Genomic DNA, 21981 nt, shown 5'->3' with positions numbered 1-21981 from the left:
AATGCGAAAAAGCACAAGAAAACCAACCTGATCAGGCGAAACATGGCTTAACGCTCCTCTATTGGCAGGCCATTGCGACGTTCTTCCCAGCCTGCTGCTTCCAACTCGGGCGTAAGGCTTTCGTCCTCTGGCCAGCCCACGCAAAGATAAGCCACCAACGACCAGTCATCAGGTGCTTTCAAGTCACGCGATAATTGTCCAGGGTCCAATATAGACACCCAGCCGACACCAATCCCCTGCGCCCGTGCTGCCAACCAGAACTGGGTAATCGCACCAACCACGGAATAGCGTCGCATTTCAGGCATGGTGGCCGCGCCCAGACCCGCACCTTTGTCGGTGGCTTCGTCACAGAAAATTGCCAGCTGCACCGGTGCATCCCGCATGCCGGACAGTTTTAAATTACTGTAAAGTTTGGCTTTATCACCGTGGTACCCATTCAGGGCCTCGGCATTTGCGGCTTCAAAATTGGTCAGCGCAGCCAATCTGGCGGCTTCACTGGACACACGCACAATCCGCCAAGGCTCGGACAGGCCAACGGAAGGTGCCAATAAAAAGGTGTCGAGGCAGGCTTGCAGCACTGCCTCGTCCACCGGATCACTGCGGAAGTGGCGCACGTCGCGCCGCCACCGCATCAGATCGAGCAGGTCGTTCTGGAAGTCTGAAGAAAATGATGACATTCCAGTCCGTTACCCGTCTTATTCTTCTGCTGCAGCAGCTTCTTCAGCAGGCGCGGAAGCGGCTTCGGCTGCTTCTGCAGCTTTGGCGGCTTTCTCTTCTGCGCGTTCCTGAGCTTTCTTGCCAGGGGTACCTTTTTTAGGGTTGTTGCGCTCTTTTTTCTCGGCAACGCCCGCAGCTTCCAGCATGCGGCTGATACGGTCGGTAGGCTGTGCGCCTTGGCCCAACCAGTATTGAACGCGCTCCATGTTCATTTTCACGCGCTCTTCGCTGTCTTTTGGCAGCAGCGGATTGTATGTGCCCAGCTTCTCGATGAAGCGACCATCGCGAGGCATACGGCTGTCAGCCGCAACGATGCGATAGAAAGGGCGTTTTTTGGAACCGCCACGGGCGAGACGAATTTTCATAGCCATGATGTTTCTCCTATTTCCTAGCTATTTGAGGGGCTTACGCACCCTTCATTCCTGATGTTTCTTGTGGTGTTGGATCACTTCGCCAATGATGAAGTTCAGGAACTTCTTGGCAAATTCGGGGTCAAGTTCAGCATCCAGCGCCATGCGCTGAAGGCGCTCAACCTGCTGGCTTTCGCGCAACGGATCAGAGGGTGGCAGGGTATGCGCGGCCTTAAGCTGGCCCACCGCCTTCGTGTGCTTGAAGCGCTCGGCCAGCGTATAAACCAGCACGGCATCCAGCCGGTCAATCGATTTGCGGTGCTCTTTCAACAGCTCCGCCGCACGGGTGCTTGCATCAGACATTGGCGCCTCCTGCACAGGTAAAACTTTGTACAACTGGTACAGGTTGTACGCGGGTTGTGTACGTAAATCGGATTTGGGCGTGCTGCATGATCATGTCGCAGCCTCCGGTCCCGGATGGCGGTACATATGATCATGACCCATGTGTGGGTTGTCATAGGCTTTCTCGAACCACGCGCCCATTCGCTCGGCCAATGCGACCGAGCGGTCATTCCCGGGCAAAATGTTTGACGTCAGCGTGGTAAATCCAAGATCCTCAAAGGCCCATTGGCGAGCCCGCAAGGCTCCCTCCATCGCGAGACCTTTGCCTTCGAAACCATCAAACATGAGCCAACCGATTTCTGGTTCAGGCCAGCCATCCGGGTCCCAGATGCCGGTCATGCCACAGGCTTCGCCGGTTTCCTTAAGTTCCATGGTCAGAAAACCATATCCGCGCATTGACCAGTGGCCCACGGAAAGCGCAAACCAACGCCATGCATCGGCGCGGGAAATAGGCCCGCCAAAACCCCAAGACCGGTCCTTGTCGGCATAAAAGGCAATGACCTTTTCCGCATCTTTTGGCTCTGGACCGCGCAAGATCAGACGCTCGGTCTCAAGCCGAGGCGCATTGGGTGTGAGGCACCGATTATGTGGCGCTGCGGTTGTCATTTCTTTTTGCCGAATCCTGACAAACCGGGGGGCAATCCGCCGCCGCCCAGACCGGGCAGACCACCCGGTAGACCGCCCGGCATTTTGCCACCCATGGCCTTAGCCGCTTGTTCCAGCGCTTTGGGGTCCATGCCTGCGGCCATCTCTTCTGGTGAAGGTCCACCTTTGCCGAACATGCCCTTCATGGCCTGTTTCAGCATGCCGCCTTTGCCCATCTTGCCCATCTTTTTCATCATGTCGCCCATTTGGCGGTGCATCTTGAGCAGTTTGTTCAGATCGCTAACTTCTTGACCTGAACCTTTGGCAATCCGCTTCTTGCGACTGGCCTGCAGCAGTTTGGGATTGGCGCGTTCTTTTTTAGTCATCGACTGAATCAAGGCGATCTGGCGAACGATAATTTTGTCGTCGAAACCGGCGTCCTGCACCTGTTTGGCCATTTTACCCATGCCGGGCATCATGCCCATCATGCCTTCCATGCCGCCCATCTTTTGCATCTGCTCAAGCTGCATCTTCAGGTCGTTCATATTGAACTGACCCTTCTGGAAGCGTTTCATCATCTTTTCGGCCTGTTCGGCCTCGATAGTTTCCTGAGCTTTTTCTACAAGGCTGACGATGTCACCCATACCCAAAATACGGCCGGCGATCCGATCAGGTTCGAAGGTCTCGATTGCGTCCATCTTTTCGCCAAGCCCGACAAAGCGGATCGGCTTGCCAGTGACAGCGCGCATCGACAGGGCTGCACCACCGCGACCGTCACCGTCCATCCGGGTCAGGACCACACCGGAAACACCGATCTTGTCGTCAAATTCGGTCGCGACATTCACCGCGTCCTGACCGGTCAGGCCATCGACCACCAGCAAGGTTTCGCGTGGGTTGGCAACATCGCGGACATCGGCGGCCTGCTGGATCAGTTCCTGATCGATGTGCAGACGACCGGCAGTGTCGAGCATGTAAACATCATAACCGCCCAGCGCCGCCTGTGTTTTGGCACGTTTGGCGATGGCAACCGGATCTTCGCCTTTGACAATCGGCAAAGTATCGACACCAATCTGGCGGCCCAGAATTTCCAACTGCTCCATCGCGGCGGGACGGTTGACGTCGAGGGACGCCATCAGCACGCGCTTGTTCTCACGCTCTTTCAGACGTTTGGCCAGCTTGGCGGTGGTGGTGGTTTTACCCGAGCCCTGCAGACCAACCATCAGGATCGGCGCAGGTGGATTGTCAATTTTCAATTCACCCGGATCAACATCGCCTGTCAGCGTATCAACCAGCGCGTCGTGCACGATTTTGACAACTTGCTGGCCGGGGGTGATGGATTTGGTAACGGCCTGGCCTGTCGCCTGATCTTGCACCTTCTTGATGAATTCACGCGCAACCGGCAGGGATACGTCGGCTTCAAGCAGGGCCACGCGCACCTCGCGCAGGGCGGTTTTGACATCGTCCTCGGACAGGGCACCCTGTTTGGTCAGCCGGTCAAAGACACCTGAGAGGCGTTCGGATAAGTTTTCAAACATCTCGGCGGCTCCTTTATCACCGTTTCCATCTGGCCCGAAGATAGGATCGGACCGGCCCAATTGCCAAGGTCAAAGACCACCCAATACCATGCCCAAAGACGATTGCCCCCGTGGGCGCAACGCGCTGACGGAGGGCGATCCCGGCATATGCCATGGGACCGGAAGCTTGACGGACTTCCGGAATATGTGGGGCGTTTACGCGCGCGAAGGGTGAGAGTCAAGCGTGAGGACTTGCAGGGGCCTACGGAACAAGGCATGTGCAGCGTAAATATTAAAGGATCACGCCATGGATGCCTCTTCAACCTTTCAGGACACTCTGCCCGTCAGTTCAGATGCTTTACTGGAGACGCTGCGCGATTGGGGCATCGCATTTGAGTATTATGAGCACATCCCGCTGCGCACGGTTGAGGATGCCAAAACGGTTCAGGGCGCTGTGATTCCCGCTGGCGAAGGTCGGGTGGATATCAAGAACCTGTATCTACGCGACAAAAAGAAGCGCAATTATCTGATCGTGCTAGAACAGGATCGGGCAATTGATTTAAAAGAACTTGGCGCAGCGATTGGCGCGGGCAAGGTGTCGTTCGGGTCAGCCGACCGGTTGTTAGAGCATTTGGGTGTTCGACCCGGAGCCGTGAGCCCGCTAACCATGGTGACGGGTGCGCAAACAGGCGTGCAGATCTATCTGGATCCAGCCTTGCGCGATGCAATGCGAATCCACGTCCATCCTTTGGTGAATGATCGGACCGTGGCAATAACGCCAGATGACTTGCTGGCAGCTTTGGAAAGGTGGGGCGCTGAAGTAAAGTGGTTGGAGTTTTGACGTTCCTGTCTAAGATTTTGTCGGCGCAGCTTTTGACTGTAAGCCATCAAAGGCCAGAGCAAGGAAAGCTTGCTCCGGCCTTGCGGCCCAAAAAGATTGGTTAATCTATCGCGGGCCTATTGGCAGAAAATCAGCCCTTAGGGATAACGCCAGCCTCTTGCGCGGCGGTCATTTCCGCCTCATCGATGACTCCGTCTTCATTTGCATCGATGGCACTGAAGCTTTCTTCGGTGAGCGTTGGGTACACCGCCTGAAGCTCTGTAAAGGACACAACTCCATCGCCATCTGTGTCGATATCTGAAAGCGCTGCAAATGCAGGCGCGGACAGTGCAAAAATAGCGGTCGTTGTGATCAGAACCTTTTTCATATCAGGTCTCCTGTGGTCATTGTTTAGGCTCAAAAGCCATCGGTTGATGACTTCGAGGCGCAACATGTACGTGCAGTTTCCTGATGTCAGCACATCCCCTATTGCTCACGTTAAATCTGCGATCTCTTGCCATTTTAACGGTAATACGCCAGCGCTAATTCGCCCAAAAAACCCAACATCTCCACCCGAAGAAAAATCGGCCAATTGCCGCGCTGGCATCCCCATCAAATAGGCGGAATTTCGTGAATTTTTCACAAGAAGTTGGCACGGCAAAGACTCGCTTGGGCCGACTGTTTACCAAAGAGACCCTGCGTTGACCTGGAAGTCTTCCATCGTCAAAGCGCGGGCAGCATCGCTCACCAGAAAGGCGGCCAGTTCTGCGACTTCTGTGGGTTGAACAAGCTGGTTTTGCGGATTTGACTTCGAATACTCAGCGCGCACGTCTTCGAATGATTGTCCCGAAGCCGCCATATCGGCCTTGATGAATCTCTTGAGCATCTCGGTCTCTACCCAAGTTGGGCTAATTGAAACGCAGGTAATGCCAAATGCTGCGCCCTCCAGGCTGACACATTTCCCGAGCCCCAGAAGCCCTGCCTTGGACGCGCAATAAGCGGCGTTGTTCGCCATCCCATTGTGCGCCGCAACCGAGGCGATATTGACAATTCGCCCCCATGCTTTGCGTTTCATATGAGGCATCACAGCGCGGATCATGCGAAATGTACCGCTCAGATTTGTATCGATCTGATCATCCCAAACCTGATCGGGATGATCTATCATCGCGGCTTCTGCATAAACACCTGCTGCATTGATCAAGATATCAACACTGCCGTGGGCCTCGACCACATCAGCGACAAAAGCATTTACGCTTTCGCTTGAACAAACATCCAGAGTCGCTGCAGCCAGCCCCTCATTTTTCTCACCAAGAACTTCGCGGACGTGGGCCTGATCGCTCGCGCTGCGAGCACCGATCACCACATTTGTACCCTCTTTCGACAGTCGACGCGCAATGGCGAGGCCCATCCCCGACAGACCGCCCGTTACGATCGCCGTTCTATTATGCTTCATCATTTAGAAGGACCTGCCCAAAGTATTCACGACAGGGAATCTGCTAGATTAATTGTGAGGGGATTGCACGCCAGAATCTACAACCATCTTCAGAAATTAGTGCCAAGTAATCGGCTCAAGCTTGAACAACTTCGCGAGTTGTTCGTAAACCTCGGGAGCATCTTCCTTAAGGACCGCAGGTCTTTCGAAGAAGACTTCGACTGAGACGGCAAAGAACTCTTCGTGGCCCTCCGCACCGTAGGGGTCGATGACAGTGTTCTGACCGCGTTCGACGGCCTGTAAGTGCGCTTCATAAGCCGTGAGAAAAACACGTTCCCATTCGGCGAAGGTCTGCCCCTCGCTGAGGATGGGGACGCCGTTGGTACGGCCCGAAAGATCATCAATCTGGTGGGCGAATTCGTGCAGCACCACGTTGTGGCCGTCGTGATCGTTCAATGCACCCTGCTGACTATGCGCCCACGACAGCACCACCGGACCGCGCGACCAGCTTTCGCCAGTGCGAACGATGTCCTTCTCGGATACAACAAAACCGTTGCGTGCTTTTTGCTTGGATTTAAAAGCGCTTGGATAAATCAGGATTGAACTGAGATTGTCGTACCAAGTACTGCTGTTAACCACGAGCAAACAGGCCTGTGCCGCGATCGAGAGCTGCATTTCTTCGGTGACTTCAAGCCCGTTGCAACCAAAGAATTCGACCTGATCGAGAAAGAGACAGATCTTACCTTCGAGTTTGCCTTGGTGCTTGGCCGGGAGGCGTTGAATCAGGGGGACCTGCTGGCGAATGATAGTTCGCTCGTGTTCCGTCAGGGCGGAATCTAGTAGTTGCCGCCGCGCCTGTTTTTTTGACCAGAGGTGAAAGCCAAAGGCACAGGCGGCGATCAAAACAATGGCGGTGGCAATGAACATGCGAGATGTTTATAGAGATCAAGGCGTTCAGGGAAATGAAAGTTTAACGTTTTTCTCTCAATTCCAGCCAATTATTGATCGCCTTGACCAGAATCTCGGCACTCCCACTGTTTGAATAGTTACCAGTAATCAGGTGGCGCACCGTCCCTTGTCCTGCGCCCTGCCCTGATCCGTCGTCTAAAATCAACGCTGGACGACCCACCACATACCGCAGTTCGGTCGGATCTGAGGCGCTGCTGGTCAGTGTGGTTTCGCGATCGGCCTTTTGCAGATCTTTGAGGGGAAATAACTCCTCTTTATGACGGAAAATCGTGCGGTTCCGAATTGTGGCCGTTCCCGCTTGTTCATCCAGTATGATTTGAAGACGTTCACCAAAGATTCCCATCGCCGCGACGCCCATCCCTACACCCAGAAGCGCAATCACGACGCCGATCCAATCACCCATGGTCAAAAGCAGGACACCGGGCACGGCCCAGGCCATGGTGAAGATGAAGGTGGCGATGCAAACAAACCACGGCTTTTCGCCGACGATCAGCAGATCCGGGGTGTTATGTTCGATCTTCAGGGCTGTCTCCTCAGCTGGGCTCGGGATCTAGCAGTGCATCGACACCGCGATGTGCTTTAAGCCATTCGTTGATCTCACGCGTGACATTGCCCGCCGCCCCGCCGCTGGACATCACCGAGGTCATGGGTTGGATCACCGTGCTACCAGTACCTGCCCCATCGTGCAGGACAAAGACCAGACGTGAGACCCGTTGACGTGGTTTATCAAAATCATCTGAGTGGCTACCGCTGAGGCTGCTTTCGGTTGCGGCGCGGATCACGTTCTCAAGCGGGATGACATCTTCTTTGTATTGAAACAGCGTGCGGCTGCGCATGGTGAGGGTTTTGGCCTGCGCGTCCAGAATGACCTGAAGCCGCTCGACAAAGACGCCCATGGCCCCAATACCGAGGCCGCCGCCGACAATGACAAAGATCAACCCAGCCCAGATTCCTTCGGACACCACCAACATACCGATGCCGACAAAAATCAGTGTAAAAAACAACAACATGATGGCAATAAACCACGGGGTTTCCCCGGCGATCAGAAGATCCGGAGTATCATGTTTGATTTTCATTCCATCCCTCTTCCCTGTTCAGGGGGTTGGGAAATATCTTGCATTTCTGAACGCAATCGGGAAGCAGTAATTAGGTATGTTAATTTCTGCACAGGTGACGCGTGGACAATTGGGACGAAATTCGCACGGCGTATAATGTGGCGCGGATCGGCACCGTTAGCGGCGCGGCTGAAATTCTGGGCGTGCATCATGCGACGGTTATTCGGCACATTGATGCGCTGGAGGAACGGCTGGGCGTGAAGCTGTTCCAACGCCATGCACGGGGCTATTCACCCACCGAAGCTGGCGAAGACCTGTTGCGGGTTGCGCAGGCCACGGATGATCAGTTCAGCCAGTTGTCAGGGCGCATCAAAGGTCGCGGTAATGATGTGAGCGGCGAGCTGATTGTCACATCATTAGATGGTCAGGGACACCTGTTTGTGCCGGTTTTGGCTGAGTTCCAGCGGCTACATCCCGAGATTATCGTCCGCTATCTGACAGGCAACCGTCTGTTTCGGCTGGAATACGGTGAAGCACATGTGGCGATCCGGGCGGGCAACATCCCCGATCAGCCTGACAATGTAGTGCAGCCCTTCATGACGCATCAGTTCGCGATGTATGCGAGCAAGATGTATGTTGAACGCCATGGGATGCCGGACAGCGAAGAGGATTACGCCAACCACCGGTTTATCAGCATGGATGACAGAAACACGCGAGCCCCATTTTTGAAGTGGTTGCATGAAACAGTACCAAGCCATTGTATCGTCTTTAGAAGCGACGACATTCACGCCCAGCGTCGGGCAATCAAAGATGGCGCAGGGATCGGATTTGCGCCGATCCAACATGCCGAGGAAACCGAAGGGCTGATTCAAGTATGTCCACCACGGCCCGAGTGGGAATCGCCCCTGTGGCTGGTCACCCATATGGATCTGCACCGGACAACCAAAGTGCAGGCATTCCTGTCGTTCCTCAAAGATCAGGCGAAAACCTGGCAAACACCATGACCCCTGCGCTGCGCGGGCATCTGGCGATGCTCGGGTTTTCCGGGCTGGTTGCCGGCTCCTTTGCCCTTGGGTCGATGGCCGCCGGAGAGATATCCCCCACAGCCCTGAATGCGGTGCGGTTTGTCATCGCAGCCGTGCTGGTGGGCGTGGCAGCCATGGTCACCGGGGGCATCCCGCGAACCGCCTTTCATGCGCCATGGCGCTATCTCTTTTTGGGGGCGGCGATGGGGTTGTATTTTGTGCTGATGTTCGAGGGGTTGAAAACCGCGCCGCCAGTGTCCGCCTCGGCCGTGTTTACCCTGACGCCAATTATGTCCGGGGTATTTGGCTATCTGTTGATGCGCCAGATCACAACGTCACGAATGGCATTGGGCCTGTTTGTGGGCGCAATCGGGGCCTTGTGGGTCATTTTTCGGGCCGACTGGAGCGCCTTTCGCGACTTTGAGATCGGGCGTGGTGAGATGATCTATTTCTGGGGTTGCATGGCACATGCTTTCTATACCCCGCTGGTGCGCAAGCTGAACCGCGGGGAGCGCCCAGTGGTGTTTTCCTTTGGCACAACCGCAGCCGTGGTGATTGTGCTGCTGGTGGCTGGCTGGGGAGACATCCGCGCAACCGATTGGGGCGACCTGCCCGTGATTGTCTGGATCACGATCATTTACACCGCCATTGCGGCCACGGCGATGACCTTTGTGTTGTTGCAATATGCCTCGCTCCGCCTGCCCAGTGCAAAGGTGATGGCATATACTTATCTGACACCAAGCTGGGTGATCTGCTGGCAGATCGCGTTGGGGCATGGCGCACCACGGGGGCTGGTGCTGGTCGGGGTGGTTTTGACTGTAGTTGCCTTGTTAATGCTGCTTAAAAATGAAGAGACCGCCTCAACCGAGACGGCCCCTGTCAAATAAGATCCTTGCAGATCAGAAGCGGTATGCCACGCGGAGCTGATAGGTGGTCGCATCGACGTCGACTCCGTTCCGCGTATAGTCATCAAAACTGTGGTAAAGAATTTCCCCGGCAACGCTGACTTGCCCCGAAACTAGATGCTCATAGCCTGCACCTATGAAATAGCCGCCGTCATCAGCTGACCCACTATTGCCAATCGTCGAATTCACATCGCCATACAGGTGAGCATAGCCGCCGGTTGCGTAAAGCAATCCATCGCCAAAATCATATCCACCCCGAACCTTGAGCCGTAGAAGGCTTTTTGTTTCCAGAGAACCACCTGCGGAATCGGGCAGAGTTGCATCTGTGAAATCTAAATCTATCCCGGCACCGACAACCCACTCACCGAAGTCATAATCATACCCGGCGATGATGCCGCCGATGAAACTGGTATCATCAGACGAGATATTGCTATCGAATGTCCCGAAACCGAATTGTCCACCAACATAACCGCCGGTCCAATCGCCAGCGACAGCTGGGGCGGCGGTCAGGGATGCGGCAACCAATGCGGAGAAAGAAAGTAATCTGGTCATTTTAGTATCCAATCAATATCCAAAAAAATTGTCCGTATCACGCGTTCGATTCAAGCTAGAGCACTGTTTCGCGCTGAAACTACAAGCCTAAGAAGCGTTAACTCTTTGATATACCCTCTTTAAGAAGTTAACAAGATTCCTGAAAATTTGAGAAAACTTAGAAATCTCGAGTATTATTTGCGCCACAATGCAACATGCTGTCCTTGCTATTGATGCTATTTTTAGGGTTTTCAGTTGCTATCTTTCCGATGCCGGGTGTGGATAACTTTGATACAGCCAAGCAGCTGTAACCTTTGGTAGAACGAGATACTTTTCATCATGGCTATCCCATTGATCCGAATAAGCAATGTATGAAAAAGTATGAAAAAATTAACCTGAGAAGATCTCAGTTGAGTCTTTTTAGCATTGAATACTATTTTTGCTTTAAAATCTGAATGAGCCGCGAAACTGCACCGAAGTTCCATCGATATCGACGGCTCCGGAGTTGAAGTTTTCAATCATGTGATACAGCAGTTCACCGCCCACACTGAATTGGTCACTGAGCAGACGCTCATACCCGCCCCCGATGAAATACCCGCCATCATCGCCCGCATTGTCGGTATCAATGTGCGCATAGCCAGTCGTTGCATAAATCAGGCCGTCACCCGCCTTGTAGCCGCCTCGGGCCTTGACCCGATAAATCGAGTCCACATCGGTTGTACCAAGGCTGATGTCGGAGAAATCATAATCCAGACCGGCTCCCACGACCCAATCCCCCAGATCATAATCATATCCGGTCAAAAATCCGCCGATAAAACCGCTGTCTGAGGGGCCGGGGCTTGCGTCTAGATCAGCGAAGCCAAGCTCCCCGCCTGCATAGAATCCAGTCCAATCCTGAGAGAGCGCCGGCGTGGCGAAGAATGATGCCACAACTGATAGTATCGTAATCGGCTTAACCATATGAGAATCCTCACTCTCTTCAGCGTACTGCAGAATTGTGATTCCAGCAAGAACAACCCGAGCGTGATCAGATCACATTAAGATCACGTTTATGGAAACCCGCACAAATCATGGCCATCTTGACATTGCGCGAAGATCCTCGTCTGTCTCTGCCCAGGCTGAACAAGAGACCATCGATGCGCCCTATTATTGGTATCACCACCCACGCCCCAAACGATCAGATCGTACAGGATGCGCTTTATGATCGGCACTACACCTCGCCCGCGCTCTATGTGGATGCGGTACGGCGCGCCGGGGGTGTGCCGGTGCTTTTGCCGCCGGATGCAGCGGATGTGACGGAGTGGTTGGACCTGGCAGAGGGGTTTGTCATCTCGGGGGGAACCGATATTGCGCCGACGCTCTATGATGGCGATCCTGACCACCCTTCCCTGTTTCCACCCTCGCCTAAGCGCGATCAGGCTGAGTTAGATCTGACACGCGCGTTGATTGAACAACGTCGCAAGCCGGCCCTGTTTGTGTGTCGGGGCATGCAGATGATGAATGTCGCTTTGGGCGGCACATTGCACGAGGACATCAAAGGCGCGATTGGGCAGGATATTCACCGGGGCACGGATGGTTTGTGGACACAACAAGAGGTGCAGGTGGATGAGAGCTCAAACCTTTACCGGGTGATGCAGGCGCAGACCCCTGCCCCCTACTCCGGCCATCACCAAGGCATCAAAGATGTGGCCGAGGGATTGACTGTTGCGGCCACGGCCGCCGACGGGATTGTCGAGGCGCTGGAAGTCACTGACCATCCCTATCTGATCGGCGTGCAATGGCACCCTGAGATGTCGGCAGAGACAGAACCGAGCCAGCAGCGGTTGTTTGATGGGTTGGTGGCTGTTGCCAGTCAGTCAGAGGTTACCTCCTGACCCAAAGATCGCGAGTTTGAAGATCAAAAATCAAATTTGCCTTTTTCCAATTGTAGGGGCCATTCACAAAGGATTTTCCAAGTAAATTCAGCTTGCGCTCTTGGAGCCCAAAGTCCTCAGGTTTACGATTATTTCGGTATTTCATTCCTGGTGTATCAGGTCGCAAAACATATACCCCTTCCTCCAAATCCAGAGGAATCCAATCATCATAATATGGTAAGCGTTCTCTCTTTATTTGCGCTTCATTCCACGAGCGTTCATTTACATACATTCCCCAGCGAAATTCGTTCTTTTGCGGAATTCCATGATAATAGAGATCGTCGGCACTGCCTGAGCGGCCTGTTAATAGGCCGCCAATTGAAAAGCTCACAGCTTCGCTAAAGGTACCGTCTACGTAAAATTCACCAAGAAACATCAGGCCTTCATCCATAGGCAAAGCGTCAAGAAAATCTCGCAATCCTTCTGGGTCGGGCGGCCTGTCTGGCGCTCGCAGGTATGCAGGCGGCTGTGACCATTCCGAGCGAGGTATTCGTATATACCAAGGCAAGCTTCGAGCTCGAGGACCATCGACCTGCAATATTGGTGGATCATGACGCCAGAGCCCGTGCTTGAGCAATTGTGCTTCGTGTTCTTTCAGCGATTCGTCGGTTGTTTCCGGGATCGTCAAACTAAATCTTTCAACAATCTTCAGGCGCCCATTCGGATTTTTCAGCGCTGTTTCGCTCCAATAGGTCTCGCCTTTCGTGACCTGATCCAGATCACGGCTGTCGTACCAATCTATGATCGGGGTCCAAGCTTCTGGAAACTTCGGGGACTTCTCATACCCAGCCCAAGTGGCTGAATCCTGACCGCAAATTGTAGGCGGGATTCGCAACAGGATCATGCCGCCCTCGCGTGTCTCATAGGCCACCAATGAAGGTGTCAAATTAAACCCCAGTTGAACCGCTCGCGAGGCCGGACCTTCATATTTACTACGACAATCAAAGAGGCTGTCGATCTCAATCAACTCGCCATCAAACTCCAACGCAGCAGTAATCCGGACAAGGTGTTCGTATTTGTATCGGGTCTGGGCTGTGGCACTATCTGTATGATGCAAGCTCAAGCAAATCAAAAACAGGCCGAAAAGCGCGGCACCCCGGCTTTGCACGCAACTCGTAATTCTTCGCATTGTCCACTTTCGCGCTGCTTCCCAACACGACCTATAGGGGTGCAATTTCAGCGGGTAGTCAACTCTAGAGCCGCAGGAACGGCCTGTGCACATCAGTTTTCGTGCGCTAGGCTTGGGACATACGTTCGTTCTGGAGCCCCACGTTGAAATATCTCTTTGCCCTTTGCTTCACTTTTCTAGCCACCCCTCTGCTTTCCGCCAATGTCTTTGCAGTTGACCATCCGGTCTGTGATTACCGGTTGGAAGGGCCGATTGAAGATGGCGATGCGACCCAAGTCGCGCCACTGAGCAGCACATATGACGGGGTCGTGCTCTGCCTCAACAGCCCCGGCGGGTCTTTGATTGAAGGCAGAAAAATCTTTGATGTGATCTGGGACGGCAACATCAAGACGAGGGTTCTGGCGGAGGAGCGTTGCGAAAGCGCCTGTGCGCTGGCTTTTCTGGGAGGATCGATCAATACGGGAACGGCAAACATCCGATTTCAACAGCGTGCCATAGAACCCGGAGCACGCCTTGGATTTCATGCGCCATCGTTGAACCTGCAAAGTGGTGGCTCTTATCCAGCGGCGCTGGTGAACAATGCGTTTGAGACAGCCCTGACATCGGCCGAACAGATCTTTGCCATCAATCTGCACGAAGAGCACGGCGTCATTGCGATGAACAATTTTCTGTATCAGCGTATCCTGACCACCAGACCAGAGTCGATGTATTACATATCAACCATTGGCGACGCTGTAATGGCGAACATTGAGGTGGTGGGGGCTGAACTGCCAGAAACGCCCGCGCTAGAGAACCTGACGGCGCTGTGCGACAATTTCTGGGCGGCCAACAAACAGGCCGCACGCCCGGATTACACGTCCGCAGCGCAGTATTTTAAGGAAGTTCGACAAGGTGTTTATGGTACTCGAAATCCGAAAGAAATACCTGAGCCGGATGCATTTGCCGCGAAGGTAGGTGATTATTATTCCTCCGCCAAATTCTGGGAAAACGGATGTCTGGTCAAAGTCGACCATGACTTTCGCAATTATAGCGAGGCCGAAGCTCAGCTTGAAATCTATGAGTTTCAGACAGGCAATGAGACCCCCGAGGATCTGGACTACTCTGAAAGCTTCACTGTCCCGGTATGGCATATGCTAACGCCAGAAACACAGTTAACACCGCTCTCCCCCTAACGTTCGGATAGGGTGGAACCGTCCTCAAAATGCAAAACGGCACCGAGAAACCCCGATGCCGTCTTTGTCATATGTTACAGGTTTAGAAACGGAAGGTGCCGCGCACTTGCAGAGTGGTGGCTTCGACGTCGACACCTGACGAGTTGTAGTTGTCGAAGTCATGGTACAGAAGCTCGCCGCCGACACTGAACTGTTCGGAGACCAAATATTCGTAACCACCGCCAAGGAAGTAACCATCGTCACTGCCTAGGTTGTTGGTGTCGGCATTGGCGTAACCGGCTGTGGCGTAAAGCAGACCGCGATCGATCTTATACCCGCCGCGTGCTTTGAGGCGGAAGACCTCTTCCAGTGTTGTGGAGGTATTGCCTACACTTGTGTCGGTGAAATCATAGTCGATGCCAGCACCGATGACCCAATCGCCAAGGTCATAGTCGTAACCAGCGGTCAGACCACCGATGAAGCCGTCATCATCACCGATGCCGGAGCCATCAACATTGGCGTAACCCAACTGCAGACCGCCGTAGAAGCCTGTCCAGTCCGGGGATGAGAATGAGTTTACGGGGGCCGCTTGTGTGACGCTTGCGTCCACAGGCGCCTGGTCAGTTGATCCAGCAAAGGCTGGTGCTGCGGCCAACGTGGTGGCGGCTACGATTGAAAGAGATTTAAGCATTTCGTTTTCCTTTTCGTCTGCTTCGATCAGTCTGATATGCCCGTGTTACCAAGGGAGGGATGTGGAGCGGGCCTTTGCATTGGCCCGGGTTGGTAACAGGGCATATCGTCCTGCCTTTCGTGCTAGACAAGTGGGACGCTGATCGCGGTGCATCAAGTGCGCGTGAGGGTGGATTTGATCGCAAAACCCTTGTCGGCCAAAACGGGCCTATTGGCGCAATTGCGCTGCGCTAATTTCCGCTGAATTTGAGGATTTACGCTATGTTTTCACCGCAGTGTGAACCGTGACCTCTTGAAATGGAGCGTCTGCACGCTACCCCGAACAGAAGACTATAAGATGCCAATATCAGCCAGAGCTGCGGAAAGATCTGGCGGCAGGGTGTCTTCGGATTGCCGTGTCTTCGGCAGGTCTACCGGAGCATCCTCGGGTTTAAGATACCGCCAGCCCTGGAATGGGCGTTTCGGGGCTGTCGTAGTGCGTATAACTTCGGGCTCCAGCACAATGGCGCAGCGGCGGATGCCGTCATCGCCGATAACCTCATCCAGTCGCAAGATGCGCTGGCGGCATTGCACCAGCCCCTGCACCACCCAAAAGATCGATCCGCCTTGCAGCAGCTCTTCCTCGCGCCGGGGCCACATGCGCGTGACATGACGCGGTAAGCCCTCGGGCCAGTCTTTGCGCTTTTCGGCCTGCCAAGCGATCAGGCTGTCGACGCTTTCCGAGCCGACGCTGAGTTTGATCAGATGGAGTTTAGAGTTGGACACGGCTGCTCTCTGTTAACTTTGCTTAACACTATTCCATGGGGGGGAAAGTTCAATGATGACATTGCAAATTTCGTTGCTAGGGTGATTTGGACCGAAGGCGAGGAGAGGCCATGCAGCGATGTGATGTCTTACTCACGGGTGGCACGGTGATTGATGGCACCGGCGCAGCGACCCGGCGCGCCGATGTGGCGATCGAAAGTGGGCGCATTTTGCATATCGGGGACTGCAGCGCGATCAAAGCCGACGCCGTAATTGATGTGACGGGCCAGGTGGTGGCTCCAGGCTTCATTGACGTGCACACGCATGATGATTGGGCCCTGTTGGCGACGCCCGACATGGCGTTCAAGGTGACGCAAGGGGTGACGAGCGTGGTGGCTGGCAATTGCGGGATCAGTGCCGCGCCATTTTCGGCTAAGGGTGATTTACCTGCACCCTTTGATGTGATTCCGGGGATTTCCGAAGGGCGGTTTGATACAGTCGCGGGGTATGCCAAGGCCGTAACTTATACGCGCCCGGCAGTGAATGTGCGCCTGTTGGCCGGGCATTCGTCTCTCAGGGCCAGCGTGATGGGTGGGGATCTGGAGCGTTCCGCCTCTGGGTCTGAGATTGAAGCGATGCGTGATGCGCTGGAACTGGCCTTACGACAGGGGGCGGCTGGCCTGTCGAGCGGGTTGGATTACCCCGCAGCGCTGTCGGCGCCGATGGAAGAGATGGTCCAGCTGGCGGGGGTTCTGAAGGGGCATGAGCGCGCTGTTTACACCAGCCATATGCGCGATGAGAGCGACACGGTGATCGCATCCGTGCGTGAAACGCTGGAAACCGGCCAGAGGTCCGGCGCGCGGGTGGTGATCTCGCACCACAAATGCGCGGGCAAGGCCAACTTTGGCAAAAGCGTTGAGACGCTGAAGCTGATCGATGCGGCGCGTCGGGATCATGAGGTGGCACTGGATGTGTATCCTTATGTAGCTTCGTCAACGTCATTGATCGAACGCTTCCTGCCCTCGGCCGATGATATCAAGGTGATCTGGTCCACCCCGCACCCCGAACAGGATGGGCGGATGCTGAATGATATTGCCGCCGATTGGGGTGTGAGCCGGGAAAAAGCGACTTCGATGCTGCAGCCCGCAGGCGCGATCTATTTCGATATGGATGAGGGCGACCTGCAGCGGATCATGCAGCACCCGGCGGCGATGATCGGATCAGACGGATTGCCGGGCGTGGACAAGCCACACCCACGACTTTGGGGGACATTCCCGCGTGTTCTGGGACGCTATGTGCGGGAATTGAAACTGCTGGAACTGACGCAGGCGATTCATAAGATGACCGGCCTGTCGGCGGCGCAGTTTGGCCTGAACGACCGGGGTGTGGTGCGCGAGGGCTATGTCGCCGATCTGGTTGTGTTTGACCCCGAGCAGGTGGCGGATCTGGCGGATTTTGATCATCCAACGCGCCCAAGCCGCGGCATCAACCATGTGATGGTAAACGGAGCGCTGGCCCTGACCGATGGACAACAGACAACGACGCGCGCGGGCGCGTTCCTGACATAGAGGGCATGAGATGAGCAGAACGATTTGGATGAATGGCGCGTTCATGGCGGAAGATCAGGCGCAGGTGCCGATCTTTGATCGCGGATTGCTTTTTGCCGATGCGGTTTACGAAGGGCTGGGCGTGCTGGATGGGCAGGTTGTCGACTTCGCTTATCACATGGCGCGGCTGAAGCGGTCTTTGTCCGAGCTGAAGATGGACGAGCCGATGGATGAGGCCGAGTGGAAGACGATGCTAGCCGAGCTGATTGCGCGTAATGATGTGCAAGAAGGCTTCATCTATCTGCACATCACACGTGGGGTGCATGACCGGGATTATCTCTATCCCGAAGGGCTGAAGCCCAACATGTTCGCCTTTACCCAGCCGCAACATGGCGGTGGCGCAGATGAAGCGCCCGAGGCATTGAAGCTGGGCACCGCGCCAGACATCCGCTGGGCCCGGCGGGACATCAAGACCACCAACCTATTGGGTCAAGTGCTGGCCAAGGTAGCGGCACGCGATGCCGGGGCGGATGAAGCGCTGATGATCGACCCTGAAGGCTATGTCACTGAAGGCGGAGCCGTATCGTTCTTTATGGTCAAGGATGGGGTGCTTTACGCTCGCCCGTTGCTGGGGGAACTTTTACCCGGCGTGACGCGCGCCAGCATGTTGCGCGTGGCCGACGAATTGGGGCTGGAGATCAGGGAAGACCGCTATCAGCTGGAGTCGGTTTTTGAAGCAGATGAGGCCTTTGTCACCGGGGCGTCCTCTTATGTGCAACCCGTGAGCCATGTGGATGATCGGCAAATCGGAGATGGGTCGGCGGGGCCTGTGACCCTGAAATTGCGCGAGGCTTATCTGGCGGCGGTGCGGTCTGGATTTACGTCAGATTAATCGCCAGAAAGCGCTCACATTTCCTTGACCGGTTCCACCGCAAGGGGTAGTGTCTTGAGCCTGTCGCACTACCACAAATATTAAATGAGAGCCTGATATGAGCCGATTCTCCGCCCCGATTGCCGAGTCCATTTGGGACATGAAATACCGCCTGAAGGCGGCAGATGGCACGCCGGAGGATCGCACCGTTGAGGACAGCTGGCGCCGGATCGCACGCGCGCTGTCCGTGGTGGAAAAAGAGCCTGAAGTCTGGGAAGACAAGTTTTACAGTGCCTTGGAGGATTTCAAGTTCCTGCCAGCTGGCCGGATCACGGCGGGCGCTGGCACGGAGCGTGCAGTTACGCTGTTCAACTGCTTTGTCATGGGCACCATTCCCGACAACATGAGCGGCATTTTTGACGGGCTGCGCGAGGCGGCGCTGACGATGCAGCAAGGCGGGGGAATCGGTTATGATTTCTCGACCATCCGGCCCAAAGGGGCCGAAGTCAAAGGCGTGGCGGCGGACGCCAGCGGACCGCTCAGTTTTATGGACGTCTGGGATGCGATGTGCCGCACCATCATGTCGGCGGGCAGCCGCCGGGGCGCGATGATGGCAACCATGCGTTGCGACCACCCGGATATTGAGCAATTCATCTCGGCGAAATCTGACGCCGCACGTCTGCGCATGTTCAATCTGTCGGTGCTGGTGACCGATGCCTTTATGGAGGCGGTCAAGGCAGACGGATCGTGGGAGCTGGTATTTGACGGCAAGGTCTATCACACCCTGCAGGCCCGCGATCTGTGGAATAAGATCATGCAGGCGACCTATGATTTTGCCGAACCCGGCGTGATTTTCATCGACCGCATCAATACTGCAAACAATCTGGCCTATTGCGAAACCATTGCCGCAACCAACCCCTGCGGCGAACAGCCCCTGCCCCCCTATGGTGCTTGCCTGCTGGGCAGCATCAATCTGGCGCGGCTCGTGAAAGACCCTTTTGAGGCCGACGCCCATCTGGATGAGGCAGAGCTGACCGAGTTGGTCGCCACTTCGATCCGGATGATGGACAACGTGGTCGACGCCAGCCGCTTCCCGCTGGAGACACAAGCGCGCGAGGCCGAGGCCAAGCGCCGGATCGGCCTCGGCGTCACCGGCTTGGCTGACGCGTTGTTGATGGTCGGGCTGGAGTACGGCACCGACGAGGCCGCCGCCCAATGTGAGGCGTGGCTGAAAGCAATTGCACGGGCCTCCTATCTGGCCTCGACCGAACTGGCCAAAGAAAAGGGTGCCTTTCCGTTGTTTGACGCAGACGCCTATCTGGCCAGCGGCACAATGCAGGGCATGGACGACGATGTGCGCGCGGCGGTCAAGAAACACGGCATTCGCAACGCTTTGCTGACCTCGATCGCACCCACCGGCACGATCAGCCTCTATGCGGGCAACGTCAGTTCCGGTATCGAACCGGTCTTTGCCTATTCCTACACCCGTAAGGTTCTGCAAAAAGACGGCAGCCGCACCGAGGAAGAGGTTGTTGATTACGCCGTGAAACTGTGGCGTGAAAAGTTTGGTGATAAGGAGCTGCCCAGCTATTTTGTCAACGCACAGACTTTGGCCCCCGGCGCGCATGTCAAAATGCAGGCGGCCGCGCAGAAATGGGTCGACAGCTCGATTTCGAAAACCATCAACTGCCCTGAAGATATCAGCTTTGAAGCCTTCAAAGATGTCTACATGCAGGCCTGGGATTCCGGCTGCAAAGGCTGCACGACCTACCGCCCCAACGATGTGACAGGTTCCGTCCTGAGCGTTTCAGAAAACACCGAATCTGCGCCGGGCGAAAAACCCGCACAGATCGAAGGCGCAATGCCATCAGAGGGCGGTGATGTTGTCTATATGGCTGACCCGCTGGGCCGTCCTGAAGAGCTGGACGGTGCGACTTACAAACTGAAGTGGCCCGACAGCAACCACGCGATCTATGTGACCGTGAACGATATCCTGCTCAATGGCCGACGCCGCCCGTTCGAGGTGTTCATTAACTCCAAAAACATGGAGCATTACGCCTGGACCGTGGCCCTGACGCGGATGATCTCGGCCGTGTTCCGCCGGGGTGGCGATGTCAGCTTTGTTGTTGAAGAGCTCAAGGCCGTGTTCGACCCGCGCGGCGGCGCTTGGATGGGCGGCAAATACGTACCCTCCATTCTGGCCGCCATCGGTGGCATTCTGGAGCAGCATCTGATCCGCACCGGGTTCCTTGAGGGCGAAGGTCTGGGCCTCAAATCCGACCCACAAGCGCAGGTCGTCAACCTCGGCAACAACCGCGGCCCAGCCTGCCCCGCCTGCGGCCAATACGACATGCGTATGGTCGAAGGCTGCATGACCTGTGCGAGCTGTGGCCACAGCAAATGCGGCTAAATTCCCGCTGAGATTGTGCTTGTATCAACGGGCATAACTAGCCCATAACGGCGATTTCTACGCCCATAATCCGGGTCATTAACGCCCATAACCCCCTAAGCTGTTGATTTCAAACAGCTTAGGGAAGGCGCTGAAAATGACATTTTCGAGCCAAATCCTCCCAAAACTGCCTCCGATTGACATTCAGCCTTAAAGACCGCTCTTAAGCATTGATTTTAAAGTAAAATCACTCCTTTGTTTTACAGCTGAGACCTGCTCGCGGAAATTCCAGCCTTCAGGCGGCCTGTTGACTGCTCGCGCTAATTAGTCATCCTAAGGACATGGATTCGAGACAGCTCATACCTCACATATCTGCAGCAGCTTATTGCTGAAGATTAACAGTGCCTAGCTCGTCGCTCAGCGCACGTGTTTGAATTCCGAACTCTTTAGGATAATTTCAAAATGACCAACGCAGCCAACCCGACCAATACCTATGGAGACAGCAAATATGCCAAACTCTACGACCGCTTTTCTGACTTTTTGCTAAAGACTCGAAAGCGCAACTTAGCGCTCACTCTGCAAGGTAACGACGACCTTTCTGACGATATCGTCGGTGAAGACTTTGCTAAGTTTGAGCAAGACCTCACAAATGGTTTGGAACTGACACATCACGATCAACTGCGCATTCAAGCCCGAATTCAGAGGATCCTCAGATCTTCACGCGAATGCAACAAACCGATTTAACCTGACAGCGTTCACTCACATTGAAATCAGATCTTCGAGCATAACTCTACAGCGCAAACTTCCAACAAATCGGTCCAATGCCCATCCTACCCGCCCCCTTCTGCCAACGAATATCGGTGACCAACCGATAACCCCCGATCACGGGAGGCAGCATGGGTATGCGGGCGGGACTTATAACCCTGTAGCTCCAGATTAGAGTGCACGAGTCGGTTCGAGTCCGACGCCTCCTACCATTCACAAATGACATCGTATGAGGCGGATATGGAAGAAGGACTTAAAACCGAACTCAGGAAACTCGAAGATTTTGGCGCTGTGGAATTCACCGTTCTGAAAGATCTCTTCCAAGGATGGGTGTCCGTCACCAGAGTTTTTGGAACCAATGTGGGCCTAAACTAAGTGAGAGTTTGGCTCATCTTGTTGGTTTGATTATGCGGCGTGTTTGCGGTGATGCAAGCGCCGCGCTTCGAGCGTCTTCAGTTTGATCCTTTCGCGTTGTTT

The 21981-nt window shown here is 54.9% G+C and carries 25 protein-coding genes; 10 read left to right on the top strand and 15 right to left on the bottom strand.

What is annotated here, in order from left to right; translation table 11 throughout:
* Positions 1 to 47 precede the first annotated feature (47 nt).
* The 5 genes from bluB to ffh form a co-directional block, all read right to left on the bottom strand.
* Complete coding sequence (gene bluB, locus ROA7450_RS02790; RefSeq protein ID WP_085804163.1) at positions 48 to 677, bottom strand: 5,6-dimethylbenzimidazole synthase; 630 nt, start codon at positions 675 to 677, stop codon at positions 48 to 50.
* 18 nt (positions 678 to 695) lie between these two features.
* Positions 696 to 1088, bottom strand: coding sequence for a 30S ribosomal protein S16 (rpsP, locus tag ROA7450_RS02785; protein ID WP_085804162.1), 393 nt, complete (start codon positions 1086 to 1088; stop codon positions 696 to 698).
* A gap of 45 nt (positions 1089 to 1133) precedes the next feature.
* Positions 1134 to 1430, bottom strand: coding sequence for a chorismate mutase (locus ROA7450_RS02780; RefSeq protein ID WP_085804161.1), 297 nt, complete (start codon positions 1428 to 1430; stop codon positions 1134 to 1136).
* A 90-nt stretch (positions 1431 to 1520) separates the two neighbouring features.
* On the bottom strand, positions 1521 to 2075 hold the full coding sequence (locus ROA7450_RS02775) for a GNAT family N-acetyltransferase (protein ID WP_085804160.1): 555 nt from the start codon (positions 2073 to 2075) through the stop codon (positions 1521 to 1523).
* On the bottom strand, positions 2072 to 3589 hold the full coding sequence (gene ffh, locus ROA7450_RS02770; RefSeq protein ID WP_085804159.1) for a signal recognition particle protein: 1518 nt from the start codon (positions 3587 to 3589) through the stop codon (positions 2072 to 2074). The genes ROA7450_RS02775 and ffh overlap by 4 nt, the downstream gene beginning before the upstream one ends.
* Before the next feature lie 286 nt (positions 3590 to 3875).
* Between ffh and ROA7450_RS02765 the strand changes: the two genes are divergently transcribed.
* Entirely contained in the window at positions 3876 to 4409 is a 534-nt protein-coding gene (locus tag ROA7450_RS02765) for a prolyl-tRNA synthetase associated domain-containing protein (RefSeq protein WP_085804158.1), read from the top strand.
* 130 nt (positions 4410 to 4539) lie between these two features.
* Here the strand turns inward: ROA7450_RS02765 and ROA7450_RS02760 are convergent, their stop codons facing one another.
* From ROA7450_RS02760 to ROA7450_RS02740, 5 genes are all read right to left on the bottom strand, one after another.
* Positions 4540 to 4776 (bottom strand): EF-hand domain-containing protein, encoded by a 237-nt coding sequence (locus ROA7450_RS02760; RefSeq protein ID WP_085804157.1) that lies wholly within the window; start codon positions 4774 to 4776, stop codon positions 4540 to 4542.
* A 294-nt stretch (positions 4777 to 5070) separates the two neighbouring features.
* On the bottom strand, positions 5071 to 5844 hold the full coding sequence (locus ROA7450_RS02755) for an SDR family NAD(P)-dependent oxidoreductase (RefSeq protein ID WP_143534336.1): 774 nt from the start codon (positions 5842 to 5844) through the stop codon (positions 5071 to 5073).
* A 93-nt stretch (positions 5845 to 5937) separates the two neighbouring features.
* Complete coding sequence (locus tag ROA7450_RS02750; protein ID WP_085804156.1) at positions 5938 to 6747, bottom strand: M90 family metallopeptidase; 810 nt, start codon at positions 6745 to 6747, stop codon at positions 5938 to 5940.
* A 43-nt stretch (positions 6748 to 6790) separates the two neighbouring features.
* Positions 6791 to 7192, bottom strand: coding sequence for a hypothetical protein (locus ROA7450_RS02745; RefSeq protein WP_234999401.1), 402 nt, complete (start codon positions 7190 to 7192; stop codon positions 6791 to 6793).
* 130 nt (positions 7193 to 7322) lie between these two features.
* A complete protein-coding gene (locus ROA7450_RS02740; RefSeq protein ID WP_085804154.1) occupies positions 7323 to 7865 on the bottom strand; it encodes a hypothetical protein in 543 nt (180 codons plus the stop codon).
* Positions 7866 to 7966: 101 nt separating this feature from the next.
* On the opposite strand from ROA7450_RS02740, the gene ROA7450_RS02735 reads away from it, so the two are divergent.
* Both ROA7450_RS02735 and ROA7450_RS02730 read left to right on the top strand, forming a co-directional pair.
* Complete coding sequence (locus tag ROA7450_RS02735; protein ID WP_085804153.1) at positions 7967 to 8848, top strand: LysR family transcriptional regulator; 882 nt, start codon at positions 7967 to 7969, stop codon at positions 8846 to 8848.
* Entirely contained in the window at positions 8845 to 9756 is a 912-nt protein-coding gene (locus ROA7450_RS02730) for a DMT family transporter (protein ID WP_085804152.1), read from the top strand. Before ROA7450_RS02735 ends, ROA7450_RS02730 begins: the two co-directional genes overlap by 4 nt.
* 12 nt (positions 9757 to 9768) lie before the next feature.
* Here the strand turns inward: ROA7450_RS02730 and ROA7450_RS02725 are convergent, their stop codons facing one another.
* Both ROA7450_RS02725 and ROA7450_RS02720 read right to left on the bottom strand, forming a co-directional pair.
* Positions 9769 to 10326 carry a porin family protein gene (locus ROA7450_RS02725; RefSeq protein ID WP_085804151.1) on the bottom strand — a complete coding sequence of 186 codons (558 nt, stop codon included), beginning with the start codon at positions 10324 to 10326 and terminating at the stop codon, positions 9769 to 9771.
* 423 nt (positions 10327 to 10749) lie between these two features.
* On the bottom strand, positions 10750 to 11265 hold the full coding sequence (locus ROA7450_RS02720) for an outer membrane protein (RefSeq protein WP_085804150.1): 516 nt from the start codon (positions 11263 to 11265) through the stop codon (positions 10750 to 10752).
* A 110-nt stretch (positions 11266 to 11375) separates the two neighbouring features.
* Here ROA7450_RS02720 and ROA7450_RS02715 point away from each other — a divergent pair, with 110 nt between their 5' ends.
* Positions 11376 to 12179: a gamma-glutamyl-gamma-aminobutyrate hydrolase family protein gene (locus ROA7450_RS02715; RefSeq protein WP_085804149.1), complete on the top strand. Its 804-nt coding sequence runs from the start codon at positions 11376 to 11378 to the stop codon at positions 12177 to 12179.
* Here the strand turns inward: ROA7450_RS02715 and ROA7450_RS02710 are convergent.
* Entirely contained in the window at positions 12169 to 13185 is a 1017-nt protein-coding gene (locus ROA7450_RS02710) for a hypothetical protein (protein WP_143534335.1), read from the bottom strand. The two genes, ROA7450_RS02715 and ROA7450_RS02710, sit on opposite strands and share 11 nt — an antisense overlap.
* A gap of 305 nt (positions 13186 to 13490) precedes the next feature.
* Here ROA7450_RS02710 and ROA7450_RS02705 point away from each other — a divergent pair, with 305 nt between their 5' ends.
* Positions 13491 to 14519 (top strand): COG3904 family protein, encoded by a 1029-nt coding sequence (locus tag ROA7450_RS02705; RefSeq protein ID WP_085804147.1) that lies wholly within the window; start codon positions 13491 to 13493, stop codon positions 14517 to 14519.
* Between the two features lie 82 nt (positions 14520 to 14601).
* Here ROA7450_RS02705 and ROA7450_RS02700 read toward each other — a convergent pair whose 3' ends face one another.
* Together ROA7450_RS02700 and ROA7450_RS02695 are read right to left on the bottom strand one after the other, a co-directional pair.
* Positions 14602 to 15189, bottom strand: a complete 588-nt coding sequence (locus ROA7450_RS02700; protein ID WP_085804146.1) for an outer membrane protein — start codon at positions 15187 to 15189, stop codon at positions 14602 to 14604.
* A gap of 329 nt (positions 15190 to 15518) precedes the next feature.
* Positions 15519 to 15953, bottom strand: a complete 435-nt coding sequence (locus ROA7450_RS02695) for a DUF1489 family protein (RefSeq protein ID WP_234999399.1) — start codon at positions 15951 to 15953, stop codon at positions 15519 to 15521.
* Between the two features lie 110 nt (positions 15954 to 16063).
* Here ROA7450_RS02695 and ROA7450_RS02690 point away from each other — a divergent pair, with 110 nt between their 5' ends.
* The 5 genes from ROA7450_RS02690 to ROA7450_RS20915 all read left to right on the top strand — a co-directional run bounded on the left by ROA7450_RS02690 (position 16064) and on the right by ROA7450_RS20915 (position 21879).
* Entirely contained in the window at positions 16064 to 17500 is a 1437-nt protein-coding gene (locus ROA7450_RS02690) for an N-acyl-D-amino-acid deacylase family protein (protein ID WP_085804145.1), read from the top strand.
* A gap of 10 nt (positions 17501 to 17510) precedes the next feature.
* Complete coding sequence (locus ROA7450_RS02685) at positions 17511 to 18371, top strand: D-amino acid aminotransferase (protein WP_085804144.1); 861 nt, start codon at positions 17511 to 17513, stop codon at positions 18369 to 18371.
* Positions 18372 to 18468: 97 nt separating this feature from the next.
* Complete coding sequence (locus ROA7450_RS02680; protein ID WP_085804143.1) at positions 18469 to 20760, top strand: adenosylcobalamin-dependent ribonucleoside-diphosphate reductase; 2292 nt, start codon at positions 18469 to 18471, stop codon at positions 20758 to 20760.
* Positions 20761 to 21201: 441 nt separating this feature from the next.
* Positions 21202 to 21483 carry a hypothetical protein gene (locus tag ROA7450_RS02675; protein WP_085804142.1) on the top strand — a complete coding sequence of 94 codons (282 nt, stop codon included), beginning with the start codon at positions 21202 to 21204 and terminating at the stop codon, positions 21481 to 21483.
* Positions 21484 to 21723: 240 nt separating this feature from the next.
* Entirely contained in the window at positions 21724 to 21879 is a 156-nt protein-coding gene (locus ROA7450_RS20915; protein ID WP_159453982.1) for a hypothetical protein, read from the top strand.
* Positions 21880 to 21981 lie beyond the last annotated feature (102 nt).

The organism is Roseovarius albus, from assembly GCF_900172335.1.
GTDB classification, from domain to species: domain Bacteria; phylum Pseudomonadota; class Alphaproteobacteria; order Rhodobacterales; family Rhodobacteraceae; genus Roseovarius; species Roseovarius albus.
Note: the sequence above shows the minus strand (reverse complement) of the source record. Positions and strands in the feature narration are given on the sequence as shown.